Consider the following 18,943-nt stretch of genomic DNA (forward strand, 5'->3'; position numbering starts at 1 on the left):
ACTGACACACCGCTTTCGCGAGCAAGCCCGCTCCCACACCGAACTGCGCCAGACACAGCTTTTTAGTAAGCCGCCAGCCCGATCCAGAAGCCTGCGGTTCAATGAAACGAATTGGTAGCACAGGGAGCATCCCATGCAACAAGACACCCACACCCACGGCATCAACATGTCTGCCCTGGGGCGCGACAAGCAGAGCCTGAGCCTGGCCCAGGAAACCGTGGCCATCGAAGTGCCGGGCCTGAGCCTGTACTACGGTGAAAAACAGGCACTGTTCGACGTCAGCATGAACATCCCCAAGCAGCGCGTGACCGCCTTCATCGGCCCGTCGGGCTGCGGCAAGTCCACACTGCTGCGGACCTTCAACCGCATGAATGACCTGGTGGACGGCTGCCGCGTAGACGGTGCGATCAACCTCTACGGCATCAACATCTACCGCAAGGGCGAAGACGTGGCCGAGCTGCGTCGCCGCGTGGGCATGGTGTTTCAGAAGCCCAACCCGTTCCCCAAGACCATCTACGAAAACGTGGTCTACGGCCTGCGCATCCAGGGCATCAACAAGAAACGCATCCTCGACGAAGCAGTCGAATGGGCCTTGAAAGGCGCGGCGCTGTGGGACGAAGTCAAAGACCGTCTGCACGAGTCAGCCCTCGGCCTGTCCGGCGGCCAACAGCAGCGTCTGGTGATCGCGCGGACCATCGCCGTTGAGCCGGAAGTGCTGCTGCTCGACGAACCGTGCTCGGCACTCGACCCGATCTCGACGCTGAAAGTCGAAGAGCTGATCTACGAGCTCAAGTCCAAGTTCACTATCGTCATCGTGACCCACAACATGCAACAGGCGGCGCGGGTTTCCGACTACACCGCGTTCATGTACATGGGCAAACTGGTGGAATTCGGCGATACCGATACCCTGTTCACTAATCCGGCGAAGAAGCAGACCGAAGACTACATCACCGGTCGATACGGCTAGAGAGCTGTGGTTCTCATCGCACTGACGCTGCGGTTCTCCGCACCTTACCGGACGCTCCAAGGACGCCAACATGATTAGCAAAGAAGGCCTTACCCACCACATCTCCGCGCAGTTCAACGCCGAGCTTGAGGAAGTGCGCAGTCACCTCCTGGCGATGGGCGGGCTGGTGGAGAAGCAAGTCAACGACGCCGTGACTGCGCTGATCGAGGCCGACTCGGGCCTGGCCCAGCAAGTGCGTGAGATCGATGACCAGATCAACCAGATGGAACGCAACATCGACGAAGAATGCCTGCGCATTCTGGCCCGTCGCCAGCCGGCGGCGTCCGACCTGCGTTTGATCATCAGCATCTCCAAGTCGGTGATCGACCTGGAGCGCATCGGCGATGAGGCCACCAAGATCGCCCGCCGCGCCATCCAGCTCTGCGAAGAAGGCGAAGCGCCACGCGGTTACGTGGAAGTGCGCCACATCGGCGATCAGGTGCGCAACATGGTGCGCGATGCCCTTGACGCCTTTGCCCGCTTCGATGCTGAGCTGGCACTCTCGGTGGCGCAGTACGACAAGATCATCGACCGCGAATACAAGACCGCGCTGCGTGAACTCGCGACTTACATGATGGAAGACCCACGCTCTATCTCGCGGGTCTTGAGCATTATCTGGGTACTGCGTTCTCTGGAGCGCATCGGCGACCACGCACGCAATATCTCGGAACTGGTGATTTACCTGGTGCGCGGGACCGACGTTCGGCACATGGGCCTCAAGCGCATGAAGGCCGAAGTTGAAGGTTCGGCGGATCTTATCCCTAATGTTCCGGGCGAATCTGACGATAAGTAAGGTTGCCCGAGAAATTAACGCCCGGCCTTTGGTCGGGCGTTTTTGTTTGCGGCCACTGAATTTTTTGCACGTTGAGTGAGATAAATTCCCAACGTGACTACAGAGTTTTGGCAAAATGCCACCAGTCAGGCGTGTTGCGTGCCGAAGTGTTAATAGGATGAAGGGTCGATGAGTAAAGTCAGTGTGTTGGTGGTGGATGACGCCTCGTTTATCCGCGACCTGGTGAAGAAGTGCCTGCGCAACTACTTCCCCGGGATCAAGCTTGAAGACGCGGTGAACGGCAAAAAGGCCCAGGCCATCCTGATGCGCGAGAGCTTCGACCTGGTGCTGTGCGACTGGGAAATGCCGGAGATGTCTGGCCTTGAACTGCTGACCTGGTGCCGCGAGCAGCCTCACCTCAAGGCCATGCCGTTCGTGATGGTGACCAGCCGTGGCGACAAGGAAAACGTGGTCCAGGCCATCCAGGCCGGCGTTTCGGGCTATGTCAGCAAGCCGTTCACCAACGAGCAGTTGCTGAACAAGGTCAAGCAAGCCCTGCACAAGATCGGTCGCCTCGACGCGCTGGTCGCCAGTGCACCGACCAAAATGAACTCGGCTTTCGGCAACGATTCACTCAGCGCGCTGACCGGTGGCAAACCGGAAGCCGCACGCGCAGCGCCGGTTGCTGCTGCGGCGCCTGTGCCCAACAAAGGCCTGCTCAACAACCCACCGGTACAGGCACCTTCAGCGGCGCCGGCCGGCGGTCGTGGCCAGGGCCAACTGCGCCTGTCCAGCGGCAGCCAGCAATGCGTGATCAAGGCGCTGAGCATCAAGGAAGCGCTGCTGGTGGTGCGCCGTGGCGAAGTGTTGCCTCAGGTACTGGAAAGCGCCGTGCTCGACCTGGAGCAGGGTGAGAATGCCGAAGTGGCCCGTCTCAACGGCTACCTGCACGCCATCGTCGCCTTCGAACCCAAGCCTGACAGCGATTGGTTGCAGCTGACCTTCCGGTTTATCGACCAGGACGCGCAGAAGCTCGACTACATCTCTCGCCTGATCGCACGGGGTACGGCGCAGAAGCACTTTGTGCCGGGTGCCTGACCTCTTGATACCGGAAATTGACCGATTATCTGACTGTCGGCGTCTGCCTAAATGAACGTGGATATTTGTTTCAGCGGGCTGCCAGTCTAAAGTTGTCATGATCCCTTGTTAGCCTGCCGTTCCGTTATCCCGGCAGGTTCACGCCATGCTCATGCGCTTTTTGCTGTGCTGCGGGCTGGCCACGGTCACCGTGTCGACCCAGGCCATGACCCTCTACAAATCCATCGATGCCAATGGCGTGGTGTTTTTCAGCGATCGCTATACGCCGGGTGCCCAGGCATTCGTGATGCAGGAGCGCAAGCTCGAACGGCCGATACTTGACAGGCCGCCTTCCCGTTACCCACCTCAGGCGCACCGCTATCCCTTGCCCTGGCGTGGCGGGCCGTTTCGTATGACCCAAGGCCCCAACGGCACGTTCAGCCATACAGACGCCAAAAGCCGGTACGCCATGGACATCGCCATGCCCGAAGGTACGCCGATCATTGCGGCACGCAGCGGTGTGGTGGTGAAGACCGAAAACGAGCAGGCCGGGCGGGGCAGTGATGCGTCGGGGAATTTCGTGAGGGTGCGCCACGATGATGGCACCGAGGGCGTTTACCTGCACCTCAAGCAAGGTTCGGTCAGTGTCCGGGCTGGGCAGCGTGTGGCGGTGGGGAGCCCGCTGGCGTTGTCGGGTAATACCGGCAACAGCAGCGGGCCGCACCTGCACTTTGTGGTGCAGCGCGCCACCGAGGCGGGGCTGGTGTCGATCCCGTATGAGTTCAACCAGCCGGTGGGTGCATTGCCCAACTTTGCGTTGGGCAATTGAGGGTCAATCCAGCAGAAGTACCTTGGCCAACACGATCTTCGGCCCTTTCATCTTCTTGATGATGATCCGCAAACCTTCCACCTCCAGCACTTCTTCCTCTTCCGGCACGCGCTTGAGGGTGTCGTAGATCAGGCCGGCCAGGGTTTCGGCCTCGATGTGGTCCAGGTCGACACCCAGCAGGCGTTCGACCTTGAACAGCGGGGTGTCACCGCGCACCAGCAGCTTGCCCGGCTGATAAGCCAGGATGCCGCGTTCGGCCTTGCGGTGTTCGTCCTGGATATCGCCCACCAGCACTTCCAGCACGTCCTCCATGGTCAGGTAGCCGATGATCTTGCCGTCGGCCTCTTCCACCAGGGCGAAATGCGCGCCGCCTTTGCGGAACTGCTCCAGCAGCTGCGACAACGGCATGTGTCGCGACACACGCTCCAGCGGGCGGGTCAGCTCAGCCAGGTTGAACGACTCGGGAATGTGGTCCAGGGCTGCCAGTTCCAGCAGCAGGTCCTTGATGTGCAAGAGGCCGACAAACTCGTTGCGCACCGCGTCATACACCGGGTAGCGGCTGAATTTGTGGCGACGGAACAGCGCGAGGATTTCCTTGAGCGGCGCATTAAAGTCCAAGGTGACCAGGTCTTCCCGGGAATTGGCCCAGTCCACCACTTCCAGCTCGCCCATTTCCACGGCGGAAGCCAGTACACGCATGCCTTGGTCGCTTGGGTCCTGGCCACGGCTGGAGTGCAGGATCAGCTTGAGTTCTTCGCGGCTGTAATGGTGTTCATGGTGCGGGCCAGGCTCGCCTTGGCCGGCAATGCGCAGGATGGCGTTGGCGCTGGCATTGAGCAGGTAGATCGCCGGGTACATGGCCCAGTAGAACAGGTACAGCGGCACCGCCGTCCACAGCGACAGCAGCTCGGGCTTGCGAATCGCCCAGGACTTGGGCGCCAGCTCACCGACCACAATGTGCAGGTAGGAAATCACGAAGAAGGCGGCAAAGAACGACACGCCCTTGATCACTTCCGGCGACTCGACGCCCACGGCGCCCAGCAGCGGTTCGAGGATGTGCGCGAAGGCGGGCTCACCGACCCAACCCAGGCCCAGGGAGGCGAGGGTAATGCCCAGCTGGCAGGCCGACAGGTAGGCATCAAGCTGGCTGTGCACGGTACGCAGGATTTGCCCGCGCCAGCCGTTTTTGTGGGCGATCGCCTCGACCCGGGTGGCGCGCAGTTTGACCATGGCAAATTCCGCCGCAACGAAGAAACCGTTGAGCAGTACCAGGATCAGTGCAAAAAGAATCATGCCGAAGTCGGCGAAGAGTGTAGCGAGGGTGATACCAGGGGAAGGGTCCATGATGGGGTTTTGCAGGTTCCGTGTTTTCAATAAGGGGTGGCAGGTGGGCCTGAAGGGCAGGCGCAAGTCGGCCAATGTAGCGGCTGACGGGGCGCTTGCCTAGTGCCCACTGCCGGGCGGGGCGTGGAATACGCACTTCGACACGCTGGAAATCTAATGTGGGAGCGGGCTTGCTCGCGAATGCGGTGGGTCAGTCAACACCTTCATGGCTGACCCACCGCATTCGTGAGCACGCCCGCCTTCACCTTTCAGGTTTGGGTCGTTCTCAGGTTATTCATCGGCAGTGCCCCCCCGCGAACGGGTCATCTGCGTCGGCGGAAAATGGCAGGTAAACGTACTGCCATGCCCCAGCACGCTGCTGATTTCCAGGCGCGCACGGTGGCGCAAGAGCACATGCTTGACAATCGCCAGGCCGAGCCCGGTACCGCCGGTATTGGAGTTGCGGCTGGAGTCGACGCGGTAGAAACGCTCGGTCAGACGCGGCAGGTGCTTGGCGTCGATGCCGATGCCGGAGTCTTGCACGCTCAGGTGCGCGCCCTGTTCGTCGGTCCACCAGCGGATGCGGATATTGCCTTTGTCCGGGGTGTACTTCACGGCGTTGAACACCAGGTTGGAAAACGCACTGCGCAACTCACCTTCGCTGCCTTTGAGCAGCACGTTCGGGTCGGCTTCCAGGGTGATCTGTTGCCCACGTTGGCCGGAGAGGGCCAGGGCGTCGTTCTTGATGGTTTGCAGCAGGCTTTGTACGGCGACGGGGTGGTTATCCGAGGGATAATCGGTCGCCTCAAGCTTGGCCAGCAACAGCAGGTCGTTGAGCAGCGTCTGCATGCGTGAACCTTGCTGCTGCATCTGCTGCAGGGCTCGGCTCCAGCGCGGATTGATCTCGTCGACGTTGTCCAGCAGCGTCTCCAGGTACCCACAGATCACGGTCAGAGGCGTACGCAGCTCATGTGAGACGTTGGCGACGAAGTCTTTGCGCATCTGTTCCAGCTGGTGGATGCGGGTGACGTCGCGCACCAGCATCAGGTGTTCATTGTTGCCGTAGCGCGTCAGGTACAGCTGGATGCGTACGCGGTCATTGGTGGGTGAGGGAATTTCCAGGGCTTCTTCGTAGTTTTCCTGCTCGAAGTACTCCTTGAAGCGCGGATGGCGCACCAGGTTGGTCACCGGCTGGCCGCTGTCCTGGGGCGTTTTGAGGCCCAGCAGGGTTTCGGCGGCGCGGTTCCACCATTCCAGGTTGCCGTCGCTGTCGAGCATGATCACCGCATCCTTGAGCGCGGCGGTGGACTCCTGCACCCGGTCAATCACCGCTTGCAGGCGCCCGCGCACCCGTTGGTCGCGTCGTTGCAGGTGGTAAATGCTGTCGAACACTTCGCCCCACAGGCCGTAGCCATCGGGCGGTGCTTCGTCGGGTTTGTGCTGGCGCAGCCATTCGTGCAGGCGCAGCAGTTGCTTGAGGGTCCAACCCAGGTACAAGGCAATGCCGACTGCCAGGCTCCAGCCGTAGTAGCCACTGACCAGGCCCACCAACAGGCAGCCGGTGATCAGCAAAAGCATGTGGCGGATCAGGGTGCCATGCCAGTTTTGGTTCACTTAAACATGCGTCCTTGTCAGCTGTTAAGGAAAAAAGGGACGGGCTCAGCCTTTGGTGGAGAAGCGGTAGCCAGTGCCGCGCACGGTTTGTACCAGATTCTCGTAGGCCTCGCCCAAGGCTTTGCGCAGGCGGCGGATATGCACATCCACGGTGCGCTCCTCCACATAGACGTTGCCGCCCCACACTTGGTCGAGCAGTTGGCCACGGGTGTAGGCGCGTTCCTGGTGGGTCATGAAGAACTGCAGCAGGCGATATTCGGTAGGGCCCATCTCGGCCGGCGTGCCGTCGATGGTCACGCGGTGACTGATCGGGTCCAGCAACAGGCCACCGACTTCAATCGGTGCTTCGCCATCGGTCGGGCCGGCGCGGCGCAGCACGGCTTTCAGGCGTGCGACCAGTTCGCGTGGGGAAAACGGCTTGGTGATGTAGTCATCGGCACCGACTTCCAGGCCCTGGATCTTGTTGTCCTCTTCGCCCTTGGCGGTGAGCATGATGATCGGGATGTCCCCGGTCAGCTCGTCACGCTTGAGACGGCGGGCGAGTTCGATGCCGGAGGTGCCGGGCAGCATCCAGTCCAGCAGGATCAGGTCCGGCTTGCGGTCGACGATAATGGCATGGGCCTGCTGGGAGTTCTCCGCCTCCAGGCAGTCGTAGCCGGCCATTTCCAACGCAACGGCGATCATCTCGCGGATGGGCGCTTCGTCGTCAACAATCAGAATGCTCCTGCCAACCATGCTCAAAAATCCTCTTGTCATTTAACTGTCTTGCGCCGCATTAGATAACGGAATTATTGCAGTCGTGTGACAGTAATTTAGTCGCTCGGGCAATTCCCGCCTCTCTGGACTACGCTTTGGGTCCGAATCCTGACAACCAAAAAAGGAAGGTTCCGATGACTTACAGCACGATTTCCTGGAAAGCCCTGCTGGTAACGGCAGCGTTGACGCTACCGACCCTGGCGTTCGCGGCGGAACCCGCGATGACGAAAGACGGGATGCTGGTGGACCACAAGGGCATGACGCTCTACACCTTCGACAAGGATGCCGACGGCAAGTCAGTGTGCAAGGACCAGTGCGCGACCAACTGGCCGCCGCTCAAGGCTGAGTCCACCGATACGTCGACGGGCAAATGGACGGTGATCACTCGCGACGACCAGACCAGCCAGTGGGCCTATGACGGTAAGCCTGTCTACACCTACAAGGATGACCACAAGGCGGGTGACAAGACGGGTGATGGCAAGGGTGGGGCGTGGCATGTGATCAAGCCCTGATCACCCCTGTAGGAGCCAGCTTGCTCGCGAAGGGCGTTAACGATAACGCTGGGTGCCTGACACACAACAGCGCTCTCAGGTTTTTCGCGAGCAAGCTCGCTCCTACAGCATTCAGCGAAATGCGTAGTCCGCCACAATCCCGACAAATATCGCCAGCCCGGCCCAGTGGTTGTGCAGAAACGCCTTGAAGCACTTCATCCGGTCCTTGTCGCGGGTGTACCAGAACTCCCAGGCAAAACAGCCCGCCGCCGCCAGCAAGCCCAGGTGGAACCAGCCGCCCAGCTCGAACCGTGCGCCCGCCAGCAGCAGGCACGCCAGCGAAAGGCCTTGCAGGGTCAGGATGATCACGCGATCAGCTTCACCAAACAAAATGGCGGTGGATTTCACGCCGATTTTCAAATCGTCATCGCGATCGGTCATCGCGTAATAAGTGTCGTAGCCCACCGTCCACAGCAGGTTGGCGATATACAGCAGCCACGCGGCGGCGGGCAGGCTGCCGGTCTCGGCGGTAAACGCCATCGGCATACCCCAGGAAAACGCCGCGCCCAGCACCACTTGAGGGTAATAGGTGTAACGCTTCATGAACGGGTAGCTCGCCGCCAAAGCCAAACCACCGAGGGACAACAGGACAGTGGTGGCGTTGGTCAACAGCACCAGCAGGAAACTGATGCCCATCAGCACCGCAAAAAACACCAGCGCTTCCTTGGAGCTGATCTTGCCGCTCACCAGTGGGCGCTGCTCGGTGCGCTTCACATGGCCGTCGACCTTGCGGTCGGCCCAATCATTGATCACGCAGCCGCCCGCCCGGGTCAGCACCACGCCCAGCACGAAAATCACAATATTGATCAGGGACGGCGAACCTTTGCCTGCAATCCACAGTGCCCACAGCGTCGGCCACAGCAGCAAGTAAATGCCGATGGGTTTGTCCATCCGGGTCAACTGAATGAAATCCCAGGCCCTCGGGTTCAGGCGGTTCAGGGATTTGAGCAGGCGTTGATACATCAGCAGTTCTCCGGATGGGCATGCAGCGCGTGCCAGAAGCTCGGCAAAAAGATCTCCGCCACCAGCACGCTCAGCGAACCGCGATCGAAGCGTGAGCGGCGCGCCCACAGCCCGTCGGTCTGGACCGTCGTGGGCAGCCATTGTCGCGGGTAATGGCACACCTCAATGGCCTGGCGGGTGAATGCCTGGTCGCAAAACAGCAATTCACCCAGTGAACGGCTGCCCAACTCATCCATATGCAAGCCGTCGCCCTGCAAGGCACTGCGCGCCGCCACACTGCGCGCGAACACCCAAGGCTGGCCCTGCCCACGCAAATACACTTCACGCACCCAGCCGATAGTGGCCGGGGCCAGTGCCAGGGCAGCGCATTCATCATCGCGCAGTGGCTGCCACCCTTCGAACAGTGGCGTCACGCTGAAACCGTCGCTGGACAGCCACGTCAGCCGCCGTGTCAGTGAGTCTTCGTTGAACAGCCAATTGAGGGTCAAAGGCGCAGGCGCAGGGTGCAGAAGGCTCTGGGTCAGCCATTGGCAAGCATCGGAAGAGTCGATTGAGTGCGGCACGGTGAGTCAGTATTGGCAGCAAAAGAGGCGGCGAGCTTACCATGGCGTCCCTGGTTTTTGCCGGACCGAACTGGCTGTTTGCGTCGATCGTGCTTGCATCTGCCCGCCCCGATCAGTACAAAACGCCCTGAGCCGCACGGCAACGCTGGATCCATCGACCGTCGGCCAAACTGCCTGGACCCTGAGGAAGTAAGTAATGAAGAAGTGGCAATGTGTAGTCTGCGGCCTGATCTATGACGAAAAAGACGGCTGGCCGGATGACGGAATCGCTCCGGGAACCCTGTGGCAAGATGTACCGGAAGACTGGCTGTGCCCTGACTGCGGCGTGGGCAAAATGGATTTCGAAATGATCGAAATCGGCTAATTTCAGCTTTCAGATAAGTACTACAAGGAGAAAGGAATGAACGCACCTGTCGTGATCATCGGCACAGGATTGGCCGGTTACAACGTGGCCCGGGAGTTTCGCAAGCTCGACAGCGAGACCCCATTGCTGCTGATCACCGCGGATGACGGGCGCTCCTACTCCAAGCCCATGCTCTCCACCGGCTTTGGCAAGAACAAGGAAGCCGATGGCCTGAGCATGGCTGAACCCGGCGCCATGGCCGAGCAACTCAAGGCCGAAGTGCGCACTCACACCCGCGTCAGCGGCATCGACCCCGGCCACAAGCGCCTGTGGATCGGCGAGGAAGCGGTGGCGTACCGCGACCTGATCCTGGCCTGGGGCGCAGAAACCGTGCGTGTGCCGGTGGAAGGCGATGCGGCTGAACTGATTTTCCCTATCAACGATCTCGAAGATTACGCACGCTTTCGTGCCGCCGCTGCCGGCAAACGCCGTGTGCTGCTGCTCGGCGCCGGCCTGATTGGCTGTGAATTTGCCAATGACCTGATCCTTGGCGGTTATGAAATCGACCTGGTGGCACCGTGCGAGCAAGTCATGCCGACCCTGCTGCACCCGGCCGCCGCCGCAGCGGTACAGGCCGGCCTGGAAAGCCTTGGCGCGCGCTTCCACCTGGGTCCTGTCCTCAATCGCCTACAGCGCACCGCTGACGGCTTGGAAGCCCATCTGTCGGACGGTGAAGTGATCGCCTGCGACCTGGTGGTCTCGGCCATCGGTCTGCGTCCACGCGTGGACCTGGCCGCCGCCGCCGGCCTGCAGACCAACCGCGGGATCATGGTGGATCGCCACCTCAAGAGCTCCCACGCCAATATCTACGCCCTGGGCGACTGCGCCGAGGTCGACGGCCTGAACCTGCTGTACGTGATGCCGCTGATGAGCTGCGCCCGCGCCCTGGCCCAGACCCTGGCGGGCAACGCCACCGCAGTCAGCTACGGCCCGATGCCGGTGACCGTCAAGACGCCGGTCTGCCCGCTGGTGGTCTCGCCACCGCCTCGCGGCACCGAAGGCGTCTGGAGCGTTGAAGGCGAGGGCGCCGACATCAAGGCCTTGTGCCGCGACGCCAGCGGCCGCCTGCTGGGCTACGCACTGACCGGCAGCGCCGTGATGGAAAAACTCGCGCTCAATAAAGAACTTCCACCGTTGCTGGCGTAAATAGCGGTCGTTCTGTCGGAATAACCGCGTTTTTCACCCTAGAAAGGTCGCCGCGAGACTGGCGGAGCGTGCGAGGGCATGCCATCCTCACTCCCGTCTGCCGCAGAGTAGAGCCTGCGGCGCTTTGGGCGCTGCTCCAGAAGAGAGCAGCACGGACATAACAACAAAAAACCGTCAAAGAGGCTTCACTTATGCGTAAACCAGAACTCGCAGCCGCCATCGCTGAAAAAGCGGATCTCACCAAAGAACAGGCTAACCGCGTCCTTAACGCTGTTCTCGAAGAAATCACCGGCGCCCTGCACCGCAAGGACAGCGTCACCCTGGTTGGCTTCGGCACCTTCCTGCAACGCCATCGCGGCGCCCGCACCGGCAAAAACCCACAAACCGGTGAGCCGGTGAAAATCAAGGCGAGCAACACCGTTGCGTTCAAACCGGGTAAATCGCTGAAAGACACTGTTAACGCGTAATGGCGTTACCGTCTCGAACGGGGCGGGGTGGTAGGAAAAATGGGCACGCCGACTGGGTCGGGTGCCCATTTTTTGTCCTTGGTGTTACAGAGTCTGCAGGCCAACCAGCAAGCTCACGGGTGTAGACGCGCCGTCCTCTTATTTAGAGTCATCATTGGACCTGCCAATTCTTTTTGAAAAGCGCACGTCACCCGCAATAATTTCAATGTAATAATCATGGCTTTGGATAATATAGTGTGTGTATTTGTTCTTGTCATAGGCTCTCCAGTTGGGTGAAGTGATATCCCTTTCTTTTGTCAGACCTTCAAGCCAAGAGGACTCAGGGATTACCCAATAGGAGGACTTGAACTCATCGTCCTCGCGGTTTTCGTAATAGTGCAGGTGTTTATTACGCTCCAGCCTGAGGGCCCATACATTAGAGAAATCCAGAATGCCGATATATTTGGAGTAGTTTGCGTTTTTGGTCCAAGTAGGAAACTCGGCTCTTACATCATCTCGCTCAAGGGTGATGCGAACGTTGTCATTCGGCGCCTGCCATACTGGCAACTCAATAGCGAATGCCCGATCTTTACTTGTAGGTACTGTCATAGCCGTTATCCTTTGCATGTTGGTACTTTGGACGTACCGCTATTTGGCAAGCCATTATTCCTGAGTCGGGTATTAAAGTCGCGTAGCAGGGTAGGGTCGGTAATGACCTTGTACTTAATTTGTTTTGCCTTGCCCAGCACAGCAATCGCCAGGCGGCTGTTGCCATCCCGTGCGACAAGCTGGCCTTTGACATTCACCACTTCAATTGGTGGGAAATCGGTAACTTTCAGTTTGCCCTTTTTAACTTGGTTGACGACAGATTGGATAGGTTTTTTTCCTTCGGGAGTATCGAACGCGCTATTGATGGTTCGCTGGGCAAAGTTGATGTCCTTCGGGTTTCCTAATTGCTCACCTGGGCCCAGCTCAATGCCTTCCAGGCCAAGCGGGTCAACCCAGCTGAAAGGGTTGAAGCCGTATAAGTAGAGATTCAGTCCTCCCATCAAGCTGATCGGGTCAGGGGATGTAAAGCGCCCTATATCCGGATCGTAGAATCTGAAAGTGTTGTAGTGCAGCCCTGTTTCTCGATCCAGATACTGCCCCTGGAATCGCAGGTTCTGTTCTTCAATGTAATGAGGTTCTCGCACTTCCTCCAGCGTGTTGCCCCACACCCGGTACGTTGCCTGCCAGACGATGTGGCCGTCAGCTTCGCTGAGTTGTGCCGGAAGGCCGTTGAGATCGTTATGGTAATAACGCAATTTCTGCAGTTGTCCAATGCCATCTACGCGGGCCAGGGGTTCATAGCCCTCATTTTCGTACACGTATAGGCTGGTCTGGCTGTATTTGTGTTCCTGCAAGAGACGCAAGCCGTCCCAGGAAAAACGAGTTTCACTCAGTGGGTAACCATCAATACCGTGTTCCGTTTTTTTGATGCGTCGGCCCAGTGGGTCATAGTGCATTTTCACCACGTTGCCGTTTTCATTGCGGACTTCAATCAGTCGGCTTTCTGCATCGTAGGCAAATCGTTGTACGCCTCGGGAGGTGCTGCGTTTTTCGATCATGCGTCCGAAGCCGTCATAACGGTAGCGCTTGTCCTGATAGGTCATCAGCTTGTTATGTACTACTAGGCCCGCTCCGGGGTGCGGACTGTCCAGCAGGTTGGCGGCGGCGTCGTAAGTAAAGGTTTCGCGCTGGCCCAGCAGGTTATCCTGGCTGGCAGTGATGCGGCCGGTAGCGTCGTAGTGCAACAGCTGGCGCTGCTGGGTCGTTGGTTGCTGATCGAGTTTGCCGGTCAAATTGTCAGCGGGGTCGTATTCGAAGTGCTGTTGCATTGCCGCCGGCGTCAGCATGGGCTGGTGGCTATGACGGCAATGGCGTGAACGCAGGCGACCGCTCCGGTCGTATTCGCTACGTGTGCTGAGCTGGCCTTGAGTACGTAGCACTTCACGATGAAGGCGGTCGCGCTCGAAGTCGCTGATAACTTCTCCGTCCAGATTGATCTGATGCAAGTGGCCGCTGCCGTAATACAGCCGATTAAGCCAGCGGCCGTCAGGCAGTTGGGTCTGGGTTAGATTGCCGAGTTCGTCATAGTGATGTTGCAAGGTGCCCATAGGGCTTTGTTCGGTCAATAACCGGCCGAGAGGAGCGTATGCGAAACTCAGGACTTGGGTATCGCCCGACAGATCGGTAAAGGTGACGGCGCAGAGCTGGTCCAGCGAATCGTAAACGTATTCGGTGCGGCCATCATCGGTCATTTTTGCAATCAGTCGGCCAACAGCGTCGCGTTCCATCCGGTGAACGATAGGTGACGGCGTCTCGGCAGCGTTGACCAGAGTATTGTCGAAAGGCGCGGGAACGGCCGTCATTGCAGTCATGTGGTTCAGCAGATCATAGGTGTAGCGCTTGGCGCTGCCATCGAGGTCTCGCTGTTCGGTCAAGCGATCCCCGGCGTCCCAGACAAACTGGTAGCTTTCTTCATTCTCGTTGATCAGGGCTTTCAGCCGTCCATAGCTGTCATAAGCGAACTTCACCCGTCGGCCATAGGCATCCGTTCGCTGACACACCTGGCCACGCCTATTGTGTTGATACAACGTGGTGTGCCCTGCCGGGTCGGTGTAACCCAGCAATAGGCCACTGGTATCACGTGTGTACTGTTCGGTTCGCCCGTCAGGCAATTGGCTGCTGATCAGCCGCCCACGGGCGTCATGGCTGAACTGAGTACGTTCTCCGAGCGCATCAGTGATGAACTGTAAAAATCCCCGCTCGTCGTAACCAAATCGCGTCGAATAACCCGAGCAATCGATGTGTTCGACCAATTGCCCAAACGGACTCCAGCGCAGCTTTTTGCTTTTGCCGGTAGCGTCGATGATTTCCACGGGGTGGCCGTGGCTGTCGTAGCGATAACGGGTAATGTGGCCCATCGGGTCGGTGGCGGCGATGCAGTTACCGCGCTGATCGTATTGATAGCGCCAGCTGTGGTTAGCGGGGTTGGTCTCAACCAGAGGTAATGCCCAGTGTTCGAGCCACATCGTCGAATCGCGACGGCCCAGCGGGTCGATTTCACTGATGAGGTTACCGGTTTCGTCGTAGCTATATTCAAAGCGCCCGCCCTGAGGATCGGTAGCACCGAGCAATTGGCGCTCATCGTTCCAGTCGAACAGCCAGGTCTGGCCAAGATTGTCGCTGTACTTGGTGATTTGGTGCTGGTTGTTCCAATGACGAATGCTGATGCGCTGCATGCCGTCGGTGATGCGCGTGATACCGGCACTCAGGTCGTACTCGAAATGGTAAGCATCGCCTTCATCGGTCCAATGGTGTGATACGCGCCATTCCACGTCCTCAACCAAGGCCCACTCATAAAAACAGCGCAGTCCGGCAGGCAGTTGGTGCTCTACCATCCGCCTGCCTGCGTCGTAACTGAAGCGTCGTTGTATCTGACCGGTGGCATCGCGCACCTCTGTCAGATCGCCAGTTGCGTTGTAACTGTAACTCACGAGCACTTCACGACGCTGATCAGGGTAAACACGCTCAATCTTGGACACGTGACCCTGGTCGCGGATTAATTCAACCTGCACCAGATCAAGGTTGTCGTGCAACTGCACCAAACGCCCGGCGGCGTCGTAGTTGAGGTGGATGCGATGGTCGTTGCGGTCACCAAGCTGAGTAAGGCGTAGCAGTGATACGTTTGCCGGAGTGGATTCGAACAAGCGATATATACCGTCGGCGCTTTCGATCAGCAGCTGACCATTGCGATGTCGCCGAATGCTCAAACCCTCTCCCGGACTGAACATCGCGCTGCCAAGTGATATACCGCCAAGGTTGATTCGCCTGCCTTGCTCGTCGGTGTAGAGCAATTCTTCACCGCCGTCAGGGTGTAGCAGTATCTCTACGCTGATCTCGTACGGGACACTCCAGCCTGCACCAAACATCCCGGTGCGGCGCTCATCTCGCGAGTTATAAAAACGTTGCCAATCGATTGGCAGGATGCCGGGCAATACAAAATCCAGCTCAGTCTCGCCACCCAATACCTTGGCCCCAGTTGCCGCATGCACCGGGTTAGGTGACCCCATCGTCGCATTGGCTGCAGCGCCCATCGCTTGGCTGACGGCATAAGAAGTTACCCCCGCGAGCAACATGCACGGCAAATTACTCAGCGTCTTGCCTTTGGCACCTTTCAGCATCATCAGCGCTTCAATTGCCAACCCCACCCCAGGGGTTTTCCCGCTGCGAATCTCCTGCACCACCACCGTCCCACCACCAATGGTGACGTTTGGCGAGATCAGCCCCGACGACACCACCGTCGCATCGCACATGCTGCGGTCGCCACTGCGCACGGCGGGCTGGCCGTTGATGGTGACTTTGTCAGACCCTTCGGCCAGAAGCTGTGGTGGCATCGGCGGATGGCGGGCACACAGGACCATGTCGGTGAGGGCCGGTACCACGCCCGGTGCAGGCGTGGCGACAGTGGGGCGCCATAGTTGGGAGAAGAAACCCTCGGCCATGTCCAGAAAGCCGGGCTCGGGTCGTGGCTCGGGATCGGGCTCCGGCGGCACTTGCTCAAGCTCTGTGCCAGCGGGTGCCACGTGCGAAGGAATGGAGCCTGCGGCCCGTGCAGCCGGAATGCTGTTGACGAAAGTGTCGGTCGAACCCACCGCAATCGTGGCTTCCACCACGGGCGGGAACAGCGCGTTGGCGAAGCTCTCGCACATCTTGCTGAGGCCCTTGTCGGCCCCCGTCTTGCTCATGGCCATGCCGACGACAATGCCCACCACCGCGCCGAGGATGCAGCCGCCGATACCGGCGGTAGCAATCGTCACCCCCACGGCCGCCGCGACAGCAGCAGTCGCCAGCGCAGTAATCGCCACGTTGGCCGCCACCTCCAGCACACCGCCGAGGATGTCGGCCATCATGGAGGTGTGGGTCAGCGCATCGCCCATCCGGGCAGCCCATAGAGCGTCAGACATACAAGCAGCTCATCAAGAAATGGCGTCGAACGACAGCGAATTTTTAATCAACGCCCAATGCGCCGCCTCGGCATCCCCGAGCTTGTCGGCCTTCACGTAACTCAAGGCGAGCATCTTGCGCGTTCCCGGTAGCACCAGCGCCAACTGGTACTGGAAAACTTTGTCATTGCCCTTGTTGAACTGGCTGCGCAGTTCGATGCCTTCCACTTCTTGGGCTGCGCCCAAACGCACGTCCACACCGGGTTGGTAGCGCAAATCCTGCACCTGTTTTTCCAGGCGCTGGAGCTGGTCGTTGAAGTTGCTGTGCAGGGTTTCACCCTCGGCGAGCAGGCTGCGGCTGACAATCAGGGATGTTCCCAATTCAGGGAACTTGAGGATATTGATTGTCGCGTCCTGCAACTCACTGGCGGGCAGTTGAAACTGGAATTCGTTGATTCGATACGTCATGAAAACAGGTCTCGTCAGGAACTTTTAGGCGCGGGGAACGCGGCTTTGATATTGGCGTCGATGGCGCCTTTCTGGCCCTGGCCATCCGGCGTGGCGCCGGGGCCGCCGCCGTTGTTCAGGTGCAGGACGCCGCCGGTGTTGAACTCTGCGTCGCCGCTGGCATAGAAGCTGATCTGCACGCCGGTGAGGTTGATCTGCCCACTGGCGTTCAACTCCAAAATGCTTTCGCCGCAGACCAGGCGCAGGTTTTCGCCCACTTCGATGACGTAGCTCTGGCTGATGCTGTCGGTCTTCTTCTGGCCTACTGAGAGGATGTCTTCCTGCTTGACGATGCGCAGGCGGTTGTTGCCGATGGTCACCGTCTCGTTATGCCCGATGCTTTTGTTACGGTCATGCCCCACCGAATGGCTCTCATCCACCTCCACCACGATGTCCTGATTGCGCTCGGCGTGGATATACAACTGCTCCAACCCCTTCTTGTCCTCCATGCGGATTTCATTGAAGTTGGCTGGGCTGCCGCCCTTGCTGGAGCGGCTTTTCATGCCGCTCTGGGTAGCGTTCTCCGGCAGGTCGTAGGGCACTGTCTGCTCGGCGTTGTACACGCGGCCGGTGATGATCGGCCGGTCGGGGTCGCCTTCCAGAAAGCTCACAATCACTTCCTGGCCGATCCGTGGGATCTGCATCGAACCCCAGTTCTTGCCGGCCCAGGATTGCGATACACGAATCCAGCATGAGCTGTTCTCGTTGGATTGGTCGTGACGGTCCCAGTAGAAGTGCACTTTTACGCGGCCGTACTGGTCAGTCCAGATTTCCTCGCCCTTGGGGCCGACCACCAGCGCGGTCTGCGGGCCTTTGACGATGGGCCGATGGGTGTTGGCCAGCGGGCGGAAACTCTGCTGGGCGTCGATGCAGGTGAGGCTGCTTTCGAACTGCGCCGAACCTGAGCCGCCGCCGCTTTCCAGGCTTTCCTGGACGATGTAGTAGCGGCAGCCGACGATCAGGTATTCGCGGTTCTGGTCCTGGCGACTGAAGCCGGTCAGGCTGAACAAATGCCCCGAACCCAGGCCACGGGCGTTGCCGTTGAACTCGATCTGTTCATGCAGGGTTTGCAGGGCTTCGATGCGGGTGCGCGCATAGTGCTCGCCGTCTTCGCTTTGCACGTAGGTGCCGGGGTAGTCGTACAGCGGATAGTCGCCGGCGGTGTGCGGGCGCGGCATGGCCGAGCGCACGTCGATGCTGGCGCTGGGGCGTTGGAAGTCGTAGTCGTTGAGCTCCATCGAGCCCGGCTGCACCTCGTGCGCCAGGTGCCAGTTGTGCATGTGGTCGCGTTCGCGCTGCTGCTCGTCCTTGGGGTAGTACGGGATCGACGCGTAGCCGGGCACGGTGGTGTGGGCGCCGTAGGCGTCGGCCAGCACCAGCACATGGCGGTCCTGCTCGTGGCGGAAGAAGTAGTAGATACCTTCCTGTTCCATCAAACGGCTGACGAAATCAAAGCTGGTCTCGCGGTACTGCACGCAGTATTCCCACTCGCGGTACGGCCGGCTCAGAGCGTCCTCGAAGTCGGAAAACCCCAGGTCGCGGAACACCTGCTTGATGATCTGCGGAATGCTCAGGTTCTGGAAAATCCGGCAGTCGGACGTGCGGCTGAGCAGCCACAACCAAGGACGCAGCGTCACCTGGTAACTGGCGAACTGGCCCTGGTCGATGTTCTGGCTGCACCGCGCGACGATGCCGTGAAAGTGCCGCTCACCTCCGTCCGCCAGTTGCAGGCCCACGCTCATGGGCTTGCCGAGCAACTGGTTGAGGTCGATGTTGGCGTCCAGGGACGTCAGTTGCAGCTCATAGTTGAACAGCCTGCCCAGCTCTTCACCGCCGCCCATTTCATTGAGCAGCAGCACATCCGGCCCGAGGGGGCTGGTGATCTTGGCCAGGCGTGAGGCTTGGTTGAATAGCATTGGGCGTCCTGTAAAGGTCTTGATTACTGAAGGAACCGAATCCAATGTGGGAGCTGGCTTGCCTGCGATAGCAATTGAACATT

Annotated in this window: 17 protein-coding genes; 8 read left to right on the forward strand and 9 right to left on the reverse strand. The window is 59.5% G+C overall.

Features of this window, described 5'->3' with window-relative positions:
• Positions 1–133 precede the first annotated feature (133 nt).
• From pstB to AB4O08_RS13025, 4 genes are all read left to right on the forward strand, one after another.
• On the forward strand, positions 134–967 hold the full coding sequence (gene pstB / locus AB4O08_RS13010; RefSeq protein WP_460114170.1) for a phosphate ABC transporter ATP-binding protein PstB: 834 nt from the start codon (positions 134–136) through the stop codon (positions 965–967).
• Between the two features lie 70 nt (positions 968–1,037).
• On the forward strand, positions 1,038–1,799 hold the full coding sequence (gene phoU / locus AB4O08_RS13015) for a phosphate signaling complex protein PhoU (RefSeq protein WP_010207581.1): 762 nt from the start codon (positions 1,038–1,040) through the stop codon (positions 1,797–1,799).
• Positions 1,800–1,967: 168 nt separating this feature from the next.
• Complete coding sequence (locus tag AB4O08_RS13020) at positions 1,968–2,876, forward strand: response regulator (RefSeq protein ID WP_042571081.1); 909 nt, start codon at positions 1,968–1,970, stop codon at positions 2,874–2,876.
• 145 nt (positions 2,877–3,021) lie between these two features.
• Positions 3,022–3,684: a M23 family metallopeptidase gene (locus AB4O08_RS13025; RefSeq protein WP_010207576.1), complete on the forward strand. Its 663-nt coding sequence runs from the start codon at positions 3,022–3,024 to the stop codon at positions 3,682–3,684.
• Between the two features lie 3 nt (positions 3,685–3,687).
• Here AB4O08_RS13025 and AB4O08_RS13030 read toward each other — a convergent pair whose 3' ends face one another.
• The 3 genes from AB4O08_RS13030 to phoB form a co-directional block, all read right to left on the reverse strand.
• Complete coding sequence (locus AB4O08_RS13030; RefSeq protein WP_010207573.1) at positions 3,688–5,028, reverse strand: hemolysin family protein; 1,341 nt, start codon at positions 5,026–5,028, stop codon at positions 3,688–3,690.
• Between the two features lie 270 nt (positions 5,029–5,298).
• Positions 5,299–6,585 (reverse strand): phosphate regulon sensor histidine kinase PhoR, encoded by a 1,287-nt coding sequence (gene phoR / locus AB4O08_RS13035; RefSeq protein ID WP_197999134.1) that lies wholly within the window; start codon positions 6,583–6,585, stop codon positions 5,299–5,301.
• Positions 6,586–6,666: 81 nt separating this feature from the next.
• A complete protein-coding gene (gene phoB / locus AB4O08_RS13040) occupies positions 6,667–7,356 on the reverse strand; it encodes a phosphate regulon transcriptional regulator PhoB (RefSeq protein WP_010207570.1) in 690 nt (229 codons plus the stop codon).
• A 155-nt stretch (positions 7,357–7,511) separates the two neighbouring features.
• On the opposite strand from phoB, the gene AB4O08_RS13045 reads away from it, so the two are divergent.
• Positions 7,512–7,889, forward strand: a complete 378-nt coding sequence (locus AB4O08_RS13045) for a COG4315 family predicted lipoprotein (protein WP_010207569.1) — start codon at positions 7,512–7,514, stop codon at positions 7,887–7,889.
• A 111-nt stretch (positions 7,890–8,000) separates the two neighbouring features.
• Here the strand turns inward: AB4O08_RS13045 and ubiA are convergent, their stop codons facing one another.
• Positions 8,001–8,891 carry a 4-hydroxybenzoate octaprenyltransferase gene (gene ubiA / locus AB4O08_RS13050; protein ID WP_010207568.1) on the reverse strand — a complete coding sequence of 297 codons (891 nt, stop codon included), beginning with the start codon at positions 8,889–8,891 and terminating at the stop codon, positions 8,001–8,003.
• On the reverse strand, positions 8,891–9,454 hold the full coding sequence (locus AB4O08_RS13055) for a chorismate--pyruvate lyase family protein (RefSeq protein WP_029529030.1): 564 nt from the start codon (positions 9,452–9,454) through the stop codon (positions 8,891–8,893). Before AB4O08_RS13055 ends, ubiA begins: the two co-directional genes overlap by 1 nt.
• A gap of 196 nt (positions 9,455–9,650) precedes the next feature.
• Between AB4O08_RS13055 and AB4O08_RS13060 the strand changes: the two genes are divergently transcribed.
• From AB4O08_RS13060 to AB4O08_RS13070, 3 genes are all read left to right on the forward strand, one after another.
• Entirely contained in the window at positions 9,651–9,818 is a 168-nt protein-coding gene (locus AB4O08_RS13060; RefSeq protein WP_003213373.1) for a rubredoxin, read from the forward strand.
• A gap of 36 nt (positions 9,819–9,854) precedes the next feature.
• Positions 9,855–11,003: an NAD(P)/FAD-dependent oxidoreductase gene (locus tag AB4O08_RS13065; RefSeq protein ID WP_183702461.1), complete on the forward strand. Its 1,149-nt coding sequence runs from the start codon at positions 9,855–9,857 to the stop codon at positions 11,001–11,003.
• A gap of 191 nt (positions 11,004–11,194) precedes the next feature.
• Positions 11,195–11,470 carry an HU family DNA-binding protein gene (locus tag AB4O08_RS13070; protein ID WP_003176958.1) on the forward strand — a complete coding sequence of 92 codons (276 nt, stop codon included), beginning with the start codon at positions 11,195–11,197 and terminating at the stop codon, positions 11,468–11,470.
• Between the two features lie 138 nt (positions 11,471–11,608).
• Here AB4O08_RS13070 and AB4O08_RS13075 read toward each other — a convergent pair whose 3' ends face one another.
• The 4 genes from AB4O08_RS13075 to AB4O08_RS13090 are packed head-to-tail and all read right to left on the reverse strand — an operon-like array spanning position 11,609 to position 18,860.
• The gene (locus tag AB4O08_RS13075; RefSeq protein ID WP_042571079.1) at positions 11,609–12,058 is read right to left on the reverse strand and encodes a hypothetical protein; all 450 of its coding nucleotides are present in this window, start codon (positions 12,056–12,058) and stop codon (positions 11,609–11,611) included.
• 5 nt (positions 12,059–12,063) lie between these two features.
• Positions 12,064–16,458, reverse strand: coding sequence for an RHS repeat-associated core domain-containing protein (locus AB4O08_RS13080; protein ID WP_460114171.1), 4,395 nt, complete (start codon positions 16,456–16,458; stop codon positions 12,064–12,066).
• Between the two features lie 12 nt (positions 16,459–16,470).
• Entirely contained in the window at positions 16,471–16,905 is a 435-nt protein-coding gene (locus tag AB4O08_RS13085; protein ID WP_010207557.1) for a DcrB-related protein, read from the reverse strand.
• 14 nt (positions 16,906–16,919) lie between these two features.
• Positions 16,920–18,860, reverse strand: a complete 1,941-nt coding sequence (locus AB4O08_RS13090) for a type VI secretion system Vgr family protein (protein ID WP_010207556.1) — start codon at positions 18,858–18,860, stop codon at positions 16,920–16,922.
• Between the last annotated feature and the right edge of the window lie 83 nt (positions 18,861–18,943).

Source organism: Pseudomonas sp. H3_E07, from assembly GCF_054668895.1.

What these genes read in the sequence shown, in the direction of transcription:
- pstB (WP_460114170.1), top strand. Translation starts at nt 134, where the DNA reads ATGCAACAAGACACCCACACCCACGGCATCAACATGTCTGCCCTGGGG.
- phoU (WP_010207581.1), top strand. Translation starts at nt 1,038, where the DNA reads ATGATTAGCAAAGAAGGCCTTACCCACCACATCTCCGCGCAGTTCAAC.
- AB4O08_RS13020 (WP_042571081.1), top strand. Translation starts at nt 1,968, where the DNA reads ATGAGTAAAGTCAGTGTGTTGGTGGTGGATGACGCCTCGTTTATCCGC.
- AB4O08_RS13025 (WP_010207576.1), top strand. Translation starts at nt 3,022, where the DNA reads ATGCTCATGCGCTTTTTGCTGTGCTGCGGGCTGGCCACGGTCACCGTG.
- AB4O08_RS13030 (WP_010207573.1), bottom strand. Translation starts at nt 5,028, where the DNA reads ATGGACCCTTCCCCTGGTATCACCCTCGCTACACTCTTCGCCGACTTC.
- phoR (WP_197999134.1), bottom strand. Translation starts at nt 6,585, where the DNA reads ATGCTTTTGCTGATCACCGGCTGCCTGTTGGTGGGCCTGGTCAGTGGC.
- phoB (WP_010207570.1), bottom strand. Translation starts at nt 7,356, where the DNA reads ATGGTTGGCAGGAGCATTCTGATTGTTGACGACGAAGCGCCCATCCGC.
- AB4O08_RS13045 (WP_010207569.1), top strand. Translation starts at nt 7,512, where the DNA reads ATGACTTACAGCACGATTTCCTGGAAAGCCCTGCTGGTAACGGCAGCG.
- ubiA (WP_010207568.1), bottom strand. Translation starts at nt 8,891, where the DNA reads ATGTATCAACGCCTGCTCAAATCCCTGAACCGCCTGAACCCGAGGGCC.
- AB4O08_RS13060 (WP_003213373.1), top strand. Translation starts at nt 9,651, where the DNA reads ATGAAGAAGTGGCAATGTGTAGTCTGCGGCCTGATCTATGACGAAAAA.
- AB4O08_RS13065 (WP_183702461.1), top strand. Translation starts at nt 9,855, where the DNA reads ATGAACGCACCTGTCGTGATCATCGGCACAGGATTGGCCGGTTACAAC.
- AB4O08_RS13070 (WP_003176958.1), top strand. Translation starts at nt 11,195, where the DNA reads ATGCGTAAACCAGAACTCGCAGCCGCCATCGCTGAAAAAGCGGATCTC.
- AB4O08_RS13075 (WP_042571079.1), bottom strand. Translation starts at nt 12,058, where the DNA reads ATGACAGTACCTACAAGTAAAGATCGGGCATTCGCTATTGAGTTGCCA.
- AB4O08_RS13080 (WP_460114171.1), bottom strand. Translation starts at nt 16,458, where the DNA reads ATGTCTGACGCTCTATGGGCTGCCCGGATGGGCGATGCGCTGACCCAC.
- AB4O08_RS13085 (WP_010207557.1), bottom strand. Translation starts at nt 16,905, where the DNA reads ATGACGTATCGAATCAACGAATTCCAGTTTCAACTGCCCGCCAGTGAG.
- AB4O08_RS13090 (WP_010207556.1), bottom strand. Translation starts at nt 18,860, where the DNA reads ATGCTATTCAACCAAGCCTCACGCCTGGCCAAGATCACCAGCCCCCTC.